The sequence below is a fragment of the Clostridium sp. 2218st1_F5_2218SCRN_220325 genome (genome assembly GCF_039062665.1).
Classification (GTDB): Bacteria; Bacillota; Clostridia; order Peptostreptococcales; family Peptostreptococcaceae; genus Intestinibacter.
In genome coordinates, this window is sequence record NZ_JBCLNH010000017.1 from 45,386 (window position 1) to 61,327 (window position 15,942).

12 protein-coding genes and 1 other annotated feature are annotated in these 15,942 nt (G+C 29.8%); of the genes, 2 read left to right on the plus strand and 10 right to left on the minus strand.

Annotation, left to right across the window (positions count from 1 at the left end):
- Positions 1 to 77: 77 nt before the first annotated feature.
- The 3 genes from ABCM86_RS10575 to ABCM86_RS10585 all read right to left on the minus strand — a co-directional run bounded on the left by ABCM86_RS10575 (position 78) and on the right by ABCM86_RS10585 (position 2,530).
- A complete protein-coding gene (locus ABCM86_RS10575) occupies positions 78 to 815 on the minus strand; it encodes an amino acid ABC transporter ATP-binding protein (RefSeq protein WP_195931343.1) in 738 nt (245 codons plus the stop codon).
- Positions 816 to 835: 20 nt separating this feature from the next.
- On the minus strand, positions 836 to 1,594 hold the full coding sequence (locus ABCM86_RS10580; protein WP_195931344.1) for an amino acid ABC transporter permease: 759 nt from the start codon (positions 1,592 to 1,594) through the stop codon (positions 836 to 838).
- A gap of 72 nt (positions 1,595 to 1,666) precedes the next feature.
- Positions 1,667 to 2,530 carry a transporter substrate-binding domain-containing protein gene (locus tag ABCM86_RS10585; protein ID WP_343003972.1) on the minus strand — a complete coding sequence of 288 codons (864 nt, stop codon included), beginning with the start codon at positions 2,528 to 2,530 and terminating at the stop codon, positions 1,667 to 1,669.
- A 1,204-nt stretch (positions 2,531 to 3,734) separates the two neighbouring features.
- Between ABCM86_RS10585 and ABCM86_RS10590 the strand changes: the two genes are divergently transcribed.
- Positions 3,735 to 5,087 (plus strand): amino acid permease, encoded by a 1,353-nt coding sequence (locus tag ABCM86_RS10590; RefSeq protein WP_195931862.1) that lies wholly within the window; start codon positions 3,735 to 3,737, stop codon positions 5,085 to 5,087.
- Between the two features lie 457 nt (positions 5,088 to 5,544).
- A complete protein-coding gene (locus ABCM86_RS10595) occupies positions 5,545 to 7,011 on the plus strand; it encodes an MFS transporter (RefSeq protein ID WP_295763771.1) in 1,467 nt (488 codons plus the stop codon).
- A 122-nt stretch (positions 7,012 to 7,133) separates the two neighbouring features.
- Here the strand turns inward: ABCM86_RS10595 and ABCM86_RS10600 are convergent, their stop codons facing one another.
- The 7 genes from ABCM86_RS10600 to ABCM86_RS10630 all read right to left on the minus strand — a co-directional run bounded on the left by ABCM86_RS10600 (position 7,134) and on the right by ABCM86_RS10630 (position 15,592).
- Entirely contained in the window at positions 7,134 to 7,790 is a 657-nt protein-coding gene (locus ABCM86_RS10600; protein WP_195931429.1) for a YitT family protein, read from the minus strand.
- 268 nt (positions 7,791 to 8,058) lie between these two features.
- Entirely contained in the window at positions 8,059 to 9,543 is a 1,485-nt protein-coding gene (gene gltX / locus ABCM86_RS10605; RefSeq protein WP_343003974.1) for a glutamate--tRNA ligase, read from the minus strand.
- 141 nt (positions 9,544 to 9,684) lie between these two features.
- On the minus strand, positions 9,685 to 11,400 hold the full coding sequence (locus ABCM86_RS10610) for a proline--tRNA ligase (RefSeq protein WP_295733831.1): 1,716 nt from the start codon (positions 11,398 to 11,400) through the stop codon (positions 9,685 to 9,687).
- Between the two features lie 56 nt (positions 11,401 to 11,456).
- Positions 11,457 to 11,669 (minus strand) — a binding site (T-box leader).
- Between the two features lie 45 nt (positions 11,670 to 11,714).
- Positions 11,715 to 12,197 carry a 2-C-methyl-D-erythritol 2,4-cyclodiphosphate synthase gene (ispF, locus tag ABCM86_RS10615; RefSeq protein ID WP_195931432.1) on the minus strand — a complete coding sequence of 161 codons (483 nt, stop codon included), beginning with the start codon at positions 12,195 to 12,197 and terminating at the stop codon, positions 11,715 to 11,717.
- Positions 12,198 to 12,450: 253 nt separating this feature from the next.
- Entirely contained in the window at positions 12,451 to 13,167 is a 717-nt protein-coding gene (ispD, locus tag ABCM86_RS10620; protein ID WP_195931433.1) for a 2-C-methyl-D-erythritol 4-phosphate cytidylyltransferase, read from the minus strand.
- Positions 13,168 to 13,599: 432 nt separating this feature from the next.
- Positions 13,600 to 14,586, minus strand: a complete 987-nt coding sequence (locus ABCM86_RS10625) for an alpha-ketoacid dehydrogenase subunit beta (RefSeq protein WP_195931861.1) — start codon at positions 14,584 to 14,586, stop codon at positions 13,600 to 13,602.
- Between the two features lie 43 nt (positions 14,587 to 14,629).
- A complete protein-coding gene (locus ABCM86_RS10630; RefSeq protein WP_295779170.1) occupies positions 14,630 to 15,592 on the minus strand; it encodes a thiamine pyrophosphate-dependent dehydrogenase E1 component subunit alpha in 963 nt (320 codons plus the stop codon).
- Positions 15,593 to 15,942: the final 350 nt, after the last annotated feature.

The following is a 15,942-nucleotide window of genomic DNA, read 5'->3' on the forward strand; positions in this document are numbered from 1 at the left end:
TTATTTCTTTAATACTACTAATCATTTTTCTAGTCGAGTCTTAATAGAATAATTGCATAAGTCTAAATTTAAAATTACTATTTGTTTAAAGTACGTTTTAAGAATTCACGAGTTCTCTCTTGCACAGGATTATTAAATATTTGTTCTGGACTTCCTTCTTCAGCTATTACTCCTTTATCCATAAATACGACTCTATCAGATACCTCTTTTGCAAATCCCATTTCATGAGTAACAACTAACATTGTAAGACCCGAATCAGCTAATTCTTTCATTACTTTTAAAACTTCTCCTACCATTTCTGGGTCAAGCGCAGAAGTCGGCTCATCAAATAGTATAACATCAGGTTCCATAGATAAAGCTCTTGCAATGGCAACACGTTGCTTTTGTCCACCTGACAATTGCTTTGGTTTAGCATTTATAAATTGCTCCATACCAACTATCTTTAAATATTTCATAGCTACTTCTTCTGCTTCTTGTTTTGAGCGTTTTAATACTTTAATTTGTCCAACAGTGCAATTTCCTAAAACATTATGATTATTAAATAAATTAAATTGTTGGAATACCATTCCTAACTTTGTACGGTATTTATAGATGTCGTGTTTTTCGTCTAATATATTTTCTCCGTTATATATTATCTCTCCACCACTTGGTATTTCTAATAAATTGATACAACGAAGAAGTGTTGATTTTCCTGAACCAGAAGAACCTATTATACAAACAACTTCACCTTTTTCAACAGAAAAATCTATATCTTTTAAAACTTCATGCGTTCCAAAAGATTTATTTAAATGTTTAACTTCAATTACATTTTCCATATTATTTCCTCCACTATTTATTATGCTTTGTTTAATGCATCTTCAGGTTTTTGAACTTGCATCTGATTTCCTGTCATATTGTAATTTTCAGGTCCATCTAATTTCTTTTCTACAAAACGTAATATTCTCGTGATAGTAAATGTCATTATGAAATAAACTATACATGTTATGAAGAATGATTCAAAATATCTGAAGTTATTTCCTGCAATTGATTTTGTTGTAAAGTAAAGTTCTGTTACACCTATAACATTAAGTACTGATGTATCTTTTATGTTGATTACAAATTCATTACCTGTAGCTGGTAATATATTTCTTATAACTTGAGGTAATACTACATTTATCATTGTTTGGATGTGATTCATACCAATAGCCTGTGCAGCCTCAAATTGCCCCTTATCTATAGATATAATTCCTCCACGAACTATCTCTGCCATATATGCCCCTGTATTTATAGAAACTATAAATATTGCTGCGAAAGTTCTATCCATATCAATTCCAAAAGCTAAATCAGAACCATAATAAATAACCATAGCTTGAACTATCATTGGCGTTCCTCTGAAAAATTCAACATATGCATTTAATATTGCATTTATTATTGTTAAAAATACCTTTTTAGCCCCTTTGTCTCCCTTTGGTATAGTTCTTACAACACCTATCAACATACCAATTATAGAACCTATCACAGTACCTATTAAAGATATATATAATGTCATTTCTGCACCAGTTAAAAAACTTTTCCAGTTTTGAGATGCAATTTGTATAATCCACTCCGAACTCATATTTTTCCCCCTTAATCACATCTAAAGACCGACTGCATTTCTACAACCGGTCTTTACTAAAATTTTTACTAGTTATTTTGATGCTGGTTGATTTTTTATTGCTTGATCCATTAAATCTTTACGTTCATCTTCTGATATTCCTGCTAGTATTTTATTTATTTTGTCTTTTAAAGGACTATCTTTTGCTAAACCTACAGCTATAGCTGTATCTTCAGCAGAAGTTTTAAAACCTTGACCTTTATCAAATTCAACCATAGCAAAGTTATCATTTGCTGCTGTAGCGCTTACACCTTCTGGACGTTCAGATACATATCCATCTATTTTTCCTGATTCTAATGCTACCCTCATTGCTGGGAAATTATCCATAGCAGTATCTTTTTTAGCACCTTCAATTTGATCAATTACCGTATAGTGGAAAGTGTTTAATTGTCCTGTTATAGTAGCACCTTTAAAATCACTTAATTTTGTTGCATTTTCATATTTTCCACCTTTTTTTACAACCATAACTAAGTCAGAAGTATAATATACATCTGTAAAATCTATAGTTTTTTTACGTTCAGCAGTTGGAGACATACCAGCAATTATTGCGTCTATCTTTCCTGATTGTACTGCTGGAACTAATCCATCCCATTCAGTTTTAACTATAACTAATTTTTTTCCTAATCCATCAGCTATTTTTTGAGCTATTTGAACATCATATCCACCTGCATATTCATCATTTCCTTGGATTTTTACCCCTCCATTTGAGTCATCAGATTGAGTCCAGTTAAATGGAGCATAACCACATTCCATACCTACTCTAAATTCATCATCACTGTTTGAACTAGATGAACCACTCGAAGCATTAGATGATGCATTATTTGATGAACTACATCCTGTTAACATCATTGCTAATGACATTACCATTACTAATAATAACGATATTCTTTTTTTCATAAAAAATTCCCCCTTTTGTTTATCCGCCGAATTTTAATAAATTTTAAAATATATCTCAAAGAATCCTCTCATCAAACTTTACAAATCTTATCTTCCTCAACTCAATAGTAAATATTTATGAAACCACTCTTAAAATAATCCCTCTTTTGAATTATTTTTCCACTATATTCCATTTATTAAAATTACTAAAATTCTAGCACTATGGCGAATTTTTTTCAATATTATAAACCAAATTTTTTAAACTTTAGTTTTTGTATAACTGAAGTTTTAATTTTATTTTTTTTAAATTGTTCATTATTTTAAATTAGTCGTCTAATTTAGATTTTTTGCTAAAAATTTTTAATTATCTTTTTCTTATATATTCGCAATTTATCTGCTTATATTGACAAAATAAGTCATATATTTATAGAATAAAATTTATAAATTCATTTTAGGAGGTGGTAGTATTAATTTTTATATTATCGCTATATTTTTATTAGCTAGTATATTTTTCATTAAACCAATAAAGAAAAATATACTTACATTATCTTTTTTGCCATCTTCATTAAATATGTTTAATGGCAATCCAAATTCAAATACACTTAAAGTTAAAAGTATTGAAATTATTATAAATTATATATTTGCAGCTATAATAAATTTAATAGATTTCTTCTTATTATTTATAAGTTGGATTCCATCTTTAAGAAAATTATTAGATTATATGTATAGAAATGCAGATATTCTTGAGAAACAATTTCCATTTTTATTTGGTGGTTCAAAGGGTCATAGAAATTTTATTACACATTCAGTTTTTAATCCTGTATTTTTGATTTATGTGTTTATATCCTCAAAACTATGTATAATGTTTGAATTAACACCTTTAAATAATATACTACGTCCATTATTATTTATAATTGGGATGTGTTTTGTTTGCCATTTATTGTGTGATACTATGCCAAAACACTGGAAAGGTTTTGCAAATATAAAAATTTATTTATTTATACATTTGCTTACGTTTTCCCCTATAACGTCCAAAGCATGGCTGTATATAGGTTCATTCCTATCTTTTTCATTATTATGCAAAATGATTATTTTTATTTAATTCTAATTCCATCAAAAATTTCCTTTTTTTGTGTGGTGTTTTTTTTATAAAAAAGTAATATTATATTAATGATGACTTTTTAAATTTAAAATTTTATATTTACACAAGAAAGGATTTATACAAATGGAAAACAATAAGTTACAAAAGAACTTAGGATTCGCTGCTGCTTTATCAACTGTTGTTGGTATGGTAATCGGTGGTGGTGTATTCTTCAAACCACAAGCTGTATACACTTTAACTGGTGGAGCACCTGGATTAGGTATGATAGCTTGGGTTATAGCAGGTGTTATGACAATAGCTGCTGGTCTTACTGCTGCTGAAATATCTGCGGCTATACCAAAAACTGGTGGTATGATGGTTTACATCGAAGAAATATACAGTAAAAAATTAGGATTCTTAACAGGATGGATGCAAGCGGTTTTATTCTTCCCTGCAACTATAGCTGCTTTAGCTGTTATGTTTGGACAACAAAGTGCAGGATTAATAGGAAATAATGCATTAGTATTACCTATAACTATAGGTGTTATATTATTTATATCTGTTTTAAACTCTTTAGGTTCTAAAACTGGTGGGTTTATACAAACATTTGCAACAATAGGTAAATTAATACCTCTTGCTTTAATAATAGTTTTCGGATTTATTAAAGGAAGCGGGGATAACGCTATATTAACTCCAATGGTTGGAGAAGGTGTTTCAACTGGTGGTGTTATCGGTTCTTTATTAGTTGCTATATTATTCGCTTATGATGGTTGGATAAACGTTGGTGCTATAGCTGGTGAAATGAAAAACCCAGGAAAAGACTTACCTAAAGCAATCGTAGGTGGTTTATCTTTAGTTATGGCTGTTTATTTATTAATAAACGTTGCTTACTTATGGGTATTACCTGCTAACGAATTAGCTCAATATTCTTCTCCTGCATCAGCAGTTGCAGAAGCTATATTTGGACCATTCGGTGGTAAATTCATAACTGTTGGTATATTAATATCTGTATTCGGTGCTTTAAACGGATACTTATTAACTGGACCAAGAATATTATTCACTTTAGGTGCACAAAAATCTTTACCATGTAGTGATTTCTTCGGAAAAATAAACAAAAATGGTGTTCCTGCTAACGCTACTTTAACAATGGGTGTAGTATCTGTATTATATGCTTTAACAGGACAATTCAACTTATTAACAGACTTATCAATGTTTGCTGTATGGTCATTCTACGTATTAACATTCATAGGTGTGTTCAAATTAAGAAAAGATCAACCTAACTTAGAGAGACCTTATAAAGTGCCTCTATATCCATTCATACCAATGGTGGCTATAGCTGGTGGATTATTCGTTGTTGTGAGCCAATTATTATTATCTGGTTTAACAAATACAATGATATCACTTGGTGGTGTTGTTATAACATTAATAGGTTTACCTGTATACAACGCTGTACAAAAATCAAACAATAAAGATAATCGTGATGATTTAGCTGCATAATCAAATTGTAGTTATTGATTCAATTAGATAAACTCCAGGCAAAATGCCTGGAGTTTTTTTATATTCTAATTTGATATTTTAAACTAAAATTTATTTTTAAGAAAACGCTTGCATGCAAGTCACAAACATGTTATTATTAATTACAAGATATGGAAATTAAATTTATAAATTAAATAAAAGTTAATTTTAGAATTAAAGATATATTGTTATATTTTTTTATATTTTTATGTTAAATTTTTATCCACATTCTATATTGTGTAAAATAAAATTTAGCTTAATTATATAATACTTTTTTTAAACGATATCAAGAAAACGTTTTTAAGTTATTGAAGTGGATATTTTATTCATACACAATCGTTAATTTTATATCATTCCAATTCTAAAATCTTACTAATTTAAGTATTAATCAATCCATACAAAGTACAAACTATCAATTCTTTAATAATAGGGGGACAAAATGGAAACAGCAAAACAAATCAACTATAACCGTGCCAAGACATGGCAAATAGGGTGCTTTGCATTCAACAATACAGCAACAAATGTAATAATGCTTTTAATGGGGTATGTTTCTTATTATGCAACAGGTGTTGTAGGATTATCAGTAGTATTAGTATCATCACTTCTAACATCAATGCGTATGTTTGATGCTATCACAGACCCAATAATAGGATTTATAATTGATAAGACAAACGGTAAATTTGGTAAATTTAGACCTATGATACTTATAGGTTATTCTATAATGGCAGTAAGTATATTGACAATGTATAATACTCTACACTTATTCCCAGAAAATCTAAAAATGATTGGGTTTATAGTATTTTACGCTCTATATATAATCGGATATACGTTCCAAACAGCTTGTACTAAGGCTGGACAAGCTTGTTTAACAAATGATCCATCTCAAAGACCTTTATTCACTAGATTCGACAGTATTTATAACTTATTTATATTTGCAGCTGGTGCTCAATACGCATCTGGATATATAGCTCCTAAATATGGTGGATTTACATTCCAAGCAATGCAAGAATTCTCACTAACATTTATATTAATATCAGGTGTATTAACTGCATTAGCAATTACAGGTATATGGTCTAAAGATAGAATAGAGTTCTTTGGTACTGGTAAAAAAGCTCCTAAAGTTAAATTTAGAGATTATGTAAGTGTTTTAAAAGGAAATCGTCCATTACAAATGCTTGTTGTATCTGCAGCTACTGATAAATTAGCAATACAAGCAGGTAATAACTCAACTGTTATGGTAATGTTATATGGTATAGTAATGGGTAACTATGGACTATATGGTAAAATGTCTATGATAACAATGATTCCATCATTTATAATGATATTAATCGGAACAAAATATGCTTCTAAATTTGGTTCTAAAAAAGCATTAGTTAGATTTACATGGTTATGTATCTTAACTTATATAGGTGCATTTGCTTTACTAGTATTCGGAGATCCAACTCAAATCTCTCTAGATAACTTCGGAATGATGACTGTTTTATGGATAACTTTAGTGTGCTTAGGTAAAGGATTCGGTTCAATATCTGGTGGTATAGTTATACCTATGATAGCTGACTGTGCAGATTATGAAACTTATTTAACAGGAAGATATGTACCTGGTATGATGGGAACTTTATTCTCATTCGTTGATAAAATGATATCATCCTTTGGTACAACTATAGTTGGTCTTGCTGTTGCATATATAGGATATACTTCTGCAATGCCTCAAGTTGGAGATGCTTATACTCCTGGTGTATTCTGGGTGACAGTTGGATTATACATAGGAATGCCAATGTTAGGATGGATTGCTTCACTAATAGCTATGAAATTCTATGAATTAGATGATGAAAAAATGAAAGAAGTACAAGAAAAAATAGCTGAAATAAAATTAGCTGCTAAAGAGGAATACGAAGCTTTAGCATAAAAGTTTTAATAAAAAAGGGAGTGTTGCAAAATAGTATAAAAACCATTTTGCAATACTCCCTTTCTTTTAGTTTTATAATAAACTCTCTTTTTTTTAATCTATTCTGTGTACATTATATATTATTAAGCTACTGTTTCCTCTTTATTTGACTCTTCTAAAGCTTTTTTCTCTTTATGTTTAGCTATCATATCTATTACTCTATCTACTAATAATCCATTTACTATTACAGCTATTAATGAATAGAATCCTTTGTTTAGTCCGAAAGTAAATGCACCAGCTACAACAACAAATAAATCTACCATTAATAAAGCTATACCTATATTAAAGTTTGTATATTTATTTAATATTTTAGCTAATATATCAGTTCCACCCGTAGATGCATTTATTGAAAATGCTATTGCAAGACCTGTTCCTATTATTAAAGTCCCACATAAAACTGCTAAAGCTAAATTAGTTGTTAATGCATAACTATGCATTACTTTTTCCATAAAGTCCATTACAAATGATAATGCAAAACTTGCGTATATAGTTTTTGCACCAAAGTCGCTACCAATTAATAAAAACGCTATTGCAAATAATATTAAATTACCTAAAAATACCAGAGTTCCTATTGATAGTGCTGGTACATAATGATTTATAACTAATGATAAACCACTTAACCCGCCTCCTGCTATATCGTTAGGTGAGTAAAAATATTGAAGCCCAAAAGCAACTAATATTACACCAACTGTCACTATAAAATACTCTTTTATAGCTTTTGCTATGTCATATTTCTTCATAACTATATTCTCCCTTTTTGTTGTCTAATTTTATATAATTTAATGCATACAATATATGATAACAAATTAAATTGTTTTTTCATAGTTATATTTTTTTGTAGAACTTACAAATTTTAAAATCTCATGAATATAATAATAAATTATATAGTTATACAAATAAAATCATTTAATTTAACTATGTTTTCGAGTTTAAACATAAAAAAATCCAAATCTACGATATAATATCTGATTTGGATTTTTTATATTAATATTTATTTTTACAAATAAATTATATTAAATTTTCTTTAGCATATGCTAATCTTTTTAAGCAAATATCTTTACCTAATATAACCATAGTTTTAGCTAAATCTCCACCGTGCATTTGCCCTGTAAGAGGTATTCTAGTACCCATGTATAGGTTTTTACCTTTTATTTTGTATTCTTTTTGGATAGATTTTAATATAGCTTGTACTGTTTCTTCAGTTAAAACATCTACTTCTGATATTTTTTCTTCTAAAGCATTAACTAAAGTAGGTATGTGTTCCATTTTTAAGAATTCTGCACCTTCTTCAGTTTCAATTTCTACTTTATCTCCAAAGAATATTGATATATGGTCAGTTATTTCTTTTACAAAGTGTAATTTTTCTTTTAATAAAGATACTATTGATTTTAAGAAGTTGTATTTTTCTTCAGATTCTTTAGCAGTTACATATCCAGCTTCAACGATGAATGGTATAGCTAATTTAGTTAAAACATCATCATCTCCATCTTTCATGTAGTGTTGGTTGACCCAGTTTAATTTTTCTGTGTCAAATACTCCACCACTTTTTGAAACTCTTTCTATAGAGAATGCTTGTTCTAATTCTTCCATAGAGAATATTTCTTTGTTTTCTTCTGGAGACCAACCAACTAATGCAACATAGTTAACTAATCCTTCTGGTAAGTATCCTTTTTTCTTGAAGTCTTCTACTGCAACGTCACCATGTCTCTTACTTAATTTTTTCTTTTCTTTATTAAGTATGTTTGGTAAGTGAACGAATTTTGGAGCTTCCCATCCGAATGCTTCGTATAAGTAAACGTGTTTTGGAGTTGAAGAAACCCATTCTTCCCCTCTTATTACGTGAGTTATTTTCATTAGATGGTCATCAACTACAACTGCAAAGTGGTAAGTTGGGAATCCATCAGTTTTTATTAATACTTGATCATCTAAGTCGTTAGTGTTGAATTCAGTTTCTCCTCTAACTAAATCTGTAAATCTTATTACGTGATTTTCTGGTAATTTTAATCTTATTACATATGGTTCACCAGCAGCTATTTTAGCGTCTATTTCTTCTTGAGTTAAATCTCTACAGTGACCATCGTATCTTGGAGTTTCACCAGCTTCTTTTTGTTTTTCTCTTACTTCGTCTAATCTTTCTTTTGTACAGAAGCAGTAGTATGCTTTTCCGCTATCTAATAATTCTTTTATATATTGTTGGTATATATCTAATCTTTCTGATTGTATGTATGGTCCATATTCACCTTTTTGAACTACGTTTCCGTTTTCGTCTAACATAACACCTTCGTCATGGTTAACGCCAGCCCATTTCATAGCATTTAGCATGTTTTCTATAGCACCATCAACTAATCTAGTTCTATCAGTATCTTCTACTCTTAATATATATTTTCCGCCCATTTTTTTAGCAAATAAGTAGTTGTATAAAGCAGTTCTTAAACTACCTATATGAACAAATCCAGTTGGACTTGGAGCAAATCTTACTCTTACTTCACTCATGTTTTACCTCCTATTTTTAAGTGATAATAGTTTTATGATCTACTATCATTTTTAGTAATATTATTTATAATTTCTACTTTATCTATTATAAAGCTCAATCCCTATATTATAAAGTAATTGAGCTTTATTTTTTAGATTAATTTATCCTAATTTTACGTTATTTTTAACAAATTCAGCTTTTACTCTGTCTAATACTTCATCAACAGATATTATTTCTTTGTCAGCTTCTTTTCTTAATTTGAACTCAACTTTTCCGTCTACTATATCTTTACCAACAGTAATTCTCATTGGTATACCTAATAAATCAGAGTCTTTAAATTTGAATCCAGCTCTTTCATTTCTGTCGTCTAATAATACTTCTACACCAGCTGCTTGTAATTCATTGTATATTTTTTCAGCGTTTTCTAAGTGTTCTTCTTTCTTAACGTTAACTGGAACAACAACTACATGGTATGGAGCTAATGCTAATGGCCATATTATTCCGTTTTCGTCATGATGTTGTTCTATTACAGCTGCAACAGTTCTTTCAACACCTATTCCGTAGCATCCCATTATCATTGGTTGAGATTTACCGTTTTGGTCTAAGAAAGTAGCTCCCATAGCTTCAGAATATTTAGTTCCTAATTTGAATATGTGTCCAACTTCAACACCTCTCATTATTTCAAGAGATTCACCACATTTTGGACATTTATCTCCTTCTTGAACATTTCTGAAGTCGCCAACTTGCCCTTCGAAATCTCTACCGAAGTTAGCATTTTGTATATGGTAACCAGTTTTGTTAGCACCGATTATAACATTTCTTTGATCAACTACTTCTTGGTCTATGAATAAGTAGTCAGTTTTTATTCCTATTGGTCCAGCAAATCCAACTTCTGCACCAGTAACTGTTTTTATTGTGTCTTCACTTGCAAGTTCAAACTCAACAGCTCCACCTATAGCATTAGCAACTTTAGTTTCGTTAACATCTCTGTCTCCTCTAACAACTACTGCTACTGTTTTTCCGTCTGCATAATATATTAATGTTTTTGCAAATTGTCCAGCTTCCATTTTGAAGAAGTCTTGTAATTCTTCTATTGTGTGAACATTTGGAGTTTCTATTTCACTCATTTCTTTCATTTCTTCAGTTGATGCTTCGTGGTTAACTGAAGTAGCTTTTTCTATATTTGCTGCATAATCGCATCCACTACAGAATACTATTTCATCTTCACCAACTTCTGATTTAACCATGAATTCTGCAGATGCAGAACCACCCATAGCACCAGAGTCTGCTTGAACTGGACTGTTGTCTAATTCACATCTAGCAAATATTCTAGTGTATGCATCAAACATATCGTTGTATGATTTATCTAATCCTTCTTGGTCAGCATCAAAGCTGTAAGCATCTTTCATTGTGAAGTTTCTAGTTCTCATAACACCAAATCTTGGTCTTCTTTCATCTCTGAATTTAGTTTCGATTTGGTATAAGTTAAGAGGAAGTTGTTTGTATGAAGTTATTTCATTTCTTACTATGTGTGTGAAAGTTTCTTCATGTGTTGGTCCAAGACAGTAATCTCTACCATTTCTGTCTTTTAATCTGAACATTTCAGGACCCATAACATCCCATCTTCCTGATTCTTGCCATAATTCAGCAGGAACTAATAGTGCACATGATATTTCTTGTGCCCCTTTAGCATTCATTTCTTCTCTTATTATATCTTCTACTTTTCTGAAGACTCTTATACCCATTGGTAATTGGTTGTAAATTCCTGATGCCATTTTTCTTATCATACCAGCTCTAAGCATTAACTGATGACTTGTTATCTCTGCATCAGATGGTATTTCTTTTAATGTTGGCATTAACATTTTTGACATTCTCATCTCTGATTATTCCTCCTTAAGTTTTTTCTGTATTAAAAAAACCCTTCATCTCTATAAAAAGAGACGAAAGGTTATATTTCCGCGGTACCACTCTAATTAGCTTACAATAAGAAGCTCTCTCATGGGGATATAACGGTCCCTACCGTAAAAACTTTTTACCGTTTTTATGCTAAAAGACTGGTTCAAAAACATCATCATAGGAACTCTCACCAACGCTCCCTCTCTGTAAAGACTCAAATTTTCTACTATTTCTTAATCATTGCTTTTGTTATATTTTAATGATTTTCATAATCTATTTTATAATATATTATTTATTATTTATTGTCAACTTTAATTAAAGAACAGATTGACTGGCATGATATTCCTTGTTTGTTCCCCGTGAAACCAAGGCCTTCTTCTGTTGTTGCCTTTATGCTTACACAGTCAATATCTATATTCATAGCCTTTGATACATTTTCTCTCATCTTTAAGATATGTGGAGCCATTTTAGGTGCTTGTGCAACAATTATACTGTCTATATTGTTTACTTTATAACCTTTACTTTCTATTAGATTATTTACAAATTCTAATAACTTTATACTATCTGCTCCCTTATATTTTGGATCTGTATCTGGAAAGTGCTTACCAATATCACCTAAAGCTAGTGCCCCTAAGATAGAATCCATCATTGCATGTACTAATACATCAGCATCAGAATGTCCTAAAAGACCTTTATCATGCTCTATCTCTACACCACCTAATATCAATTTTCTATTTTCAACTAATTTGTGAACGTCATATCCTATTCCAACTCTCATATTACCCTCCTATAATTTTAGAATTATTATTTAAAATTAATAAATTCTAAAACTTTTTATATGTATTTTTATTTAGTTTATAAGTTTAAATATTTAAATTAAAAAGCAACGTATTATGATAAATTTACTTGTCCCCTTCTATATTGTGTGAATTATTCCCTCAATTAAAGACCCTTCTATCATTATACGTTGCACCTATCTAAAAATAAGCCGTATAAACTTCTATATATTATTTAAATTATATTTCAAATTATTATACTATTTTTTTGATTCTTTTTCCCATTTTTGATTTTTTTCTTAAATCTAATATTTGTTCTGCTACATTGATATCTTCTGGATTTGTTATTTTTATATTTTCATAAGAACCTAAAACCATAGTAACTTCTTGACCTAAAAATTCTACTAACATTGAATCATCTGTTCCATAAAAATTCTTTTCATATGCATTTTCATATGCTCTAAGTATTAGATTTTTATCGAAAGTCTGTGGTGTTTGTGCTGACCATAGAGTTTCTCTAGCTGGTGTACTTTTAACAACCCCATTTTCAACTACTTTTATTGTGTCTCTAACTGGTACACCTACTACAGCTGCCTTTTTTTGCTTAGCAACTTCTATAGTTTCATTTATTATTGCATGACTTACGAATGGTCTAGCTCCATCATGTATTAAAACAATATTACTATTTGAATCTAGTTGCTTTAATCCATTATAAATAGAATCTTGTCGTTCTTTACCACCATATGCTATTTTTATATTTCTAAAATCATATTTATCTAATATTTCATGCTCAAAAAAATATGCCTCTTCTTCTCTTATACAGACAATTATCTCGTCTATATTTTCATTGCTATAGAAAACATCTATCGTATGAGCTATCATTTCTTTTTCGTCTAATTTTATATATTGCTTATTTATGTCTAGATTCATTCGTCTTCCGCTTCCTGCAGCAACAATAACAACACTATTCATAATTTCACCTCTTGAATTTTCATTTTCCACGCGTTATAAAAGGACCTCTTCACTTACAGGTCTTAATTATTTTTTGTATATATTTATTCCTTATTCATTATAGTTAAAATAAAAAAATTTTTCAAATTAATTATATTCCTAATTTATTAAAATTGAGATAAATTATTCATCATTGTTGTCATATTAAAGTAGGAATATTTTTTGCAAATTCTTTGTTAAAAATCACTTTGTATGTTCCAAATTTAATAATATATCTATTTTCAAAATATGTCAATAAATATTTATTGAAAAACAATAAATTTTTATTGTTTTTGAATATTTATTAATTTTTGTTTTTTCTTTGTTTTTTCTTATTAAATAAAATATGGTTGGAAATTAAAAAGGGACTACCGTCAATTTTATTTTGCGATAGTCCCTTTATTTTTATTATATTTATCTATTAACTAAATCTCTTATTGTATCTATAATTTCATCAGTATTTGGCACAACTGCTGCCTCTAATGTTGGATTATATGGAATTGGTACATCTTTTCCACCTAATCTTTTAACTGGTGCTTTTAGATGATTGAATGCTTCACTTTCAACTATTGAAGCTGATATTTCTCCTCCTAAACCACCTGTTTTTGATGCTTCATGAACTATTAATGCTCTTCCTGTTTTACAGACACTTTTTATTATTGTATCTTTATCCATTGGATATAATGTTCTTAAATCTATTATTTCAACATTTATATTTTCATCTTTTAATTTTTCTGCCGCCATTTCACATCTTTCTAACATCCTACCGTAAGTTACTACTGTGATATCTGAACCATCTCTAGTTATATTTGCTTTTCCTAGTTCTATTACATAATCTTCAGTTGGAACTAATCCTGTAGTTTTATAAAGTAGTTTATTTTCATAGAAAATTACTGGATTATTATCTCTTATTGCGGCTTTTAATAATCCTTTTGCATCTGCTGGAGTTGATGGTGCAACAACTTTAACCCCAGGTATATGACACATCCATGCTTCTAAACTTTGTGAATGTTGTGCTGCTGCTCCTGTCCCTGATCCACCTGGACATCTAACTACCATAGGAACTTGTGCTTTTCCTCCGAACATATATCTCATTTTTGCTGCTTGATTTACGATTACATCCATAGCTATTGTTATAAAATCACTAAACATAATTTCCATTATAGTTCTTAAACCAGTTGCTGCCGCACCTGCTGCACATCCTGCTATAGCTGCTTCCGATATAGGTGTTTCAAGAATTCTCTCCGGACCAAATTCTTCTATCATTCCAACAGAAACACCGAATCCGCCTCCATAAATTCCGATATCTTCTCCTAAAAAGATTATATCTTCATCTCTTCTCATTTCTTCAACCATAGCTTCTCTTACGGCTTCTTTATATGTTATTTCTCTCATTTGCATGTTTATTAAACCTCCTCGCAAATCCTTCCGTCCATAATCTTAATTAGTCAGCATATACATCCTGTTCTAATGTATCTAGTGATGGTTCTGGGCTATTTTTAGCAAATTCAACTGCATCTTCAATATTTTGTTCTACTTGTTTTTCTAACGCTTGTAACTCTTCTTCAGTCGCATATTCTAATTCTAGTATTCTATTTCTTAATTTTATAAGTCCATCTTTTTGTTTCCATGAATCTATTTCTTCTTCAGTTCTATAGACATTTTTATCAGACTTAGAGTGTCCTGCCCATCTATAAGTTTTAGCTTCTACTAATACTGGACCTTCCCCTTTTCTGCATATTTCTGCAGCTTTTTGAACTGTTTCATAAACAGCCTCTGCATCATATCCATCAACTATAAAACTTTCAATTCCATAACTAGATGCTCTATCTGCTACATGTTCTACATTCATAACTTTAGATTGCGCTGTAGACATTCCGTATAGATTATTTTCACAATAAAAAATGACTGGTAATTTCCAAACAGAAGAAAGGTTTACCCCTTCATGGAACGCTCCTTCGTTTGATGCTCCATCTCCGAAAGAACATAAAACAATTTTACCAGTCTTTTTGTATTTTTGAGTAAGAGCTGCTCCTGGAGCTAATGTAAGACCTCCACCAACAATACCGTTTGAACCTAAATTTCCAGATTCAAGGTCAGCTATATGCATTGAGCCACCTTTACCTTTACAATATCCTGTAACTTTTCCCATTAATTCTGCCATCATTTTGTTTAGGTCTATTCCCATCCCAATAGACAAAGCATGACCTCTATGTGTCATTGAAACTAAATCTCCATCATCAAGTGCCATAACTGCTGCAACACTTGATGCTTCTTGTCCTATAGATAGATGTGTAGTTCCATGTATCATACCTTTTGAGAAAAAGTAGCATACTTTTTCTTCAAATTTTCTAGCTTGATCCATTCTTTTATACATCTCAAGCATTATTTCCTTTGAAATTGACATACGTTCCTCCTATAACTTATTTATTTTGTGATTTTTAACCGATTTTGCTTTTATTATAATTAATTCTTAAATATTATCATCTTTTTATTTTAGGTATATTAGTTACTAATTTATATAAAGTATAAAAATTACATATTTTTTATATACCTTAATTTATCCATTCTTATATCTAATACTCATTATATTTTTAAGTTATTAAACTTTAATTTTTATATAGGTTCTTTTTAAAGTCCATTGTAATATCGGCTATATTATTTGTCAATATTGTTAAACTTTAAATAACTTTAGGTCATTTATATAGTAACTTTTGTAATAAATAAAAAGTATATCAAATTTATATATAAACTTAT

Excerpts from the sequence above, each read along its gene's own strand:
- ABCM86_RS10585 (WP_343003972.1), bottom strand. The coding sequence starts at position 2,530 with ATGAAAAAAAGAATATCGTTATTATTAGTAATGGTAATGTCATTAGCA.
- ispD (WP_195931433.1), bottom strand. The coding sequence starts at position 13,167 with ATGAATAGTGTTGTTATTGTTGCTGCAGGAAGCGGAAGACGAATGAAT.
- ABCM86_RS10580 (WP_195931344.1), bottom strand. The coding sequence starts at position 1,594 with ATGAGTTCGGAGTGGATTATACAAATTGCATCTCAAAACTGGAAAAGT.
- ABCM86_RS10590 (WP_195931862.1), top strand. The coding sequence starts at position 3,735 with ATGGAAAACAATAAGTTACAAAAGAACTTAGGATTCGCTGCTGCTTTA.
- ABCM86_RS10625 (WP_195931861.1), bottom strand. The coding sequence starts at position 14,586 with ATGCAAATGAGAGAAATAACATATAAAGAAGCCGTAAGAGAAGCTATG.
- ABCM86_RS10575 (WP_195931343.1), bottom strand. The coding sequence starts at position 815 with ATGGAAAATGTAATTGAAGTTAAACATTTAAATAAATCTTTTGGAACG.
- gltX (WP_343003974.1), bottom strand. The coding sequence starts at position 9,543 with ATGAGTGAAGTAAGAGTAAGATTTGCTCCAAGTCCAACTGGATTTGTT.
- ABCM86_RS10600 (WP_195931429.1), bottom strand. The coding sequence starts at position 7,790 with ATGAAGAAATATGACATAGCAAAAGCTATAAAAGAGTATTTTATAGTG.
- ABCM86_RS10630 (WP_295779170.1), bottom strand. The coding sequence starts at position 15,592 with ATGTCAATTTCAAAGGAAATAATGCTTGAGATGTATAAAAGAATGGAT.
- ABCM86_RS10610 (WP_295733831.1), bottom strand. The coding sequence starts at position 11,400 with ATGAGAATGTCAAAAATGTTAATGCCAACATTAAAAGAAATACCATCT.
- ispF (WP_195931432.1), bottom strand. The coding sequence starts at position 12,197 with ATGAGAGTTGGAATAGGATATGACGTTCACAAATTAGTTGAAAATAGA.
- ABCM86_RS10595 (WP_295763771.1), top strand. The coding sequence starts at position 5,545 with ATGGAAACAGCAAAACAAATCAACTATAACCGTGCCAAGACATGGCAA.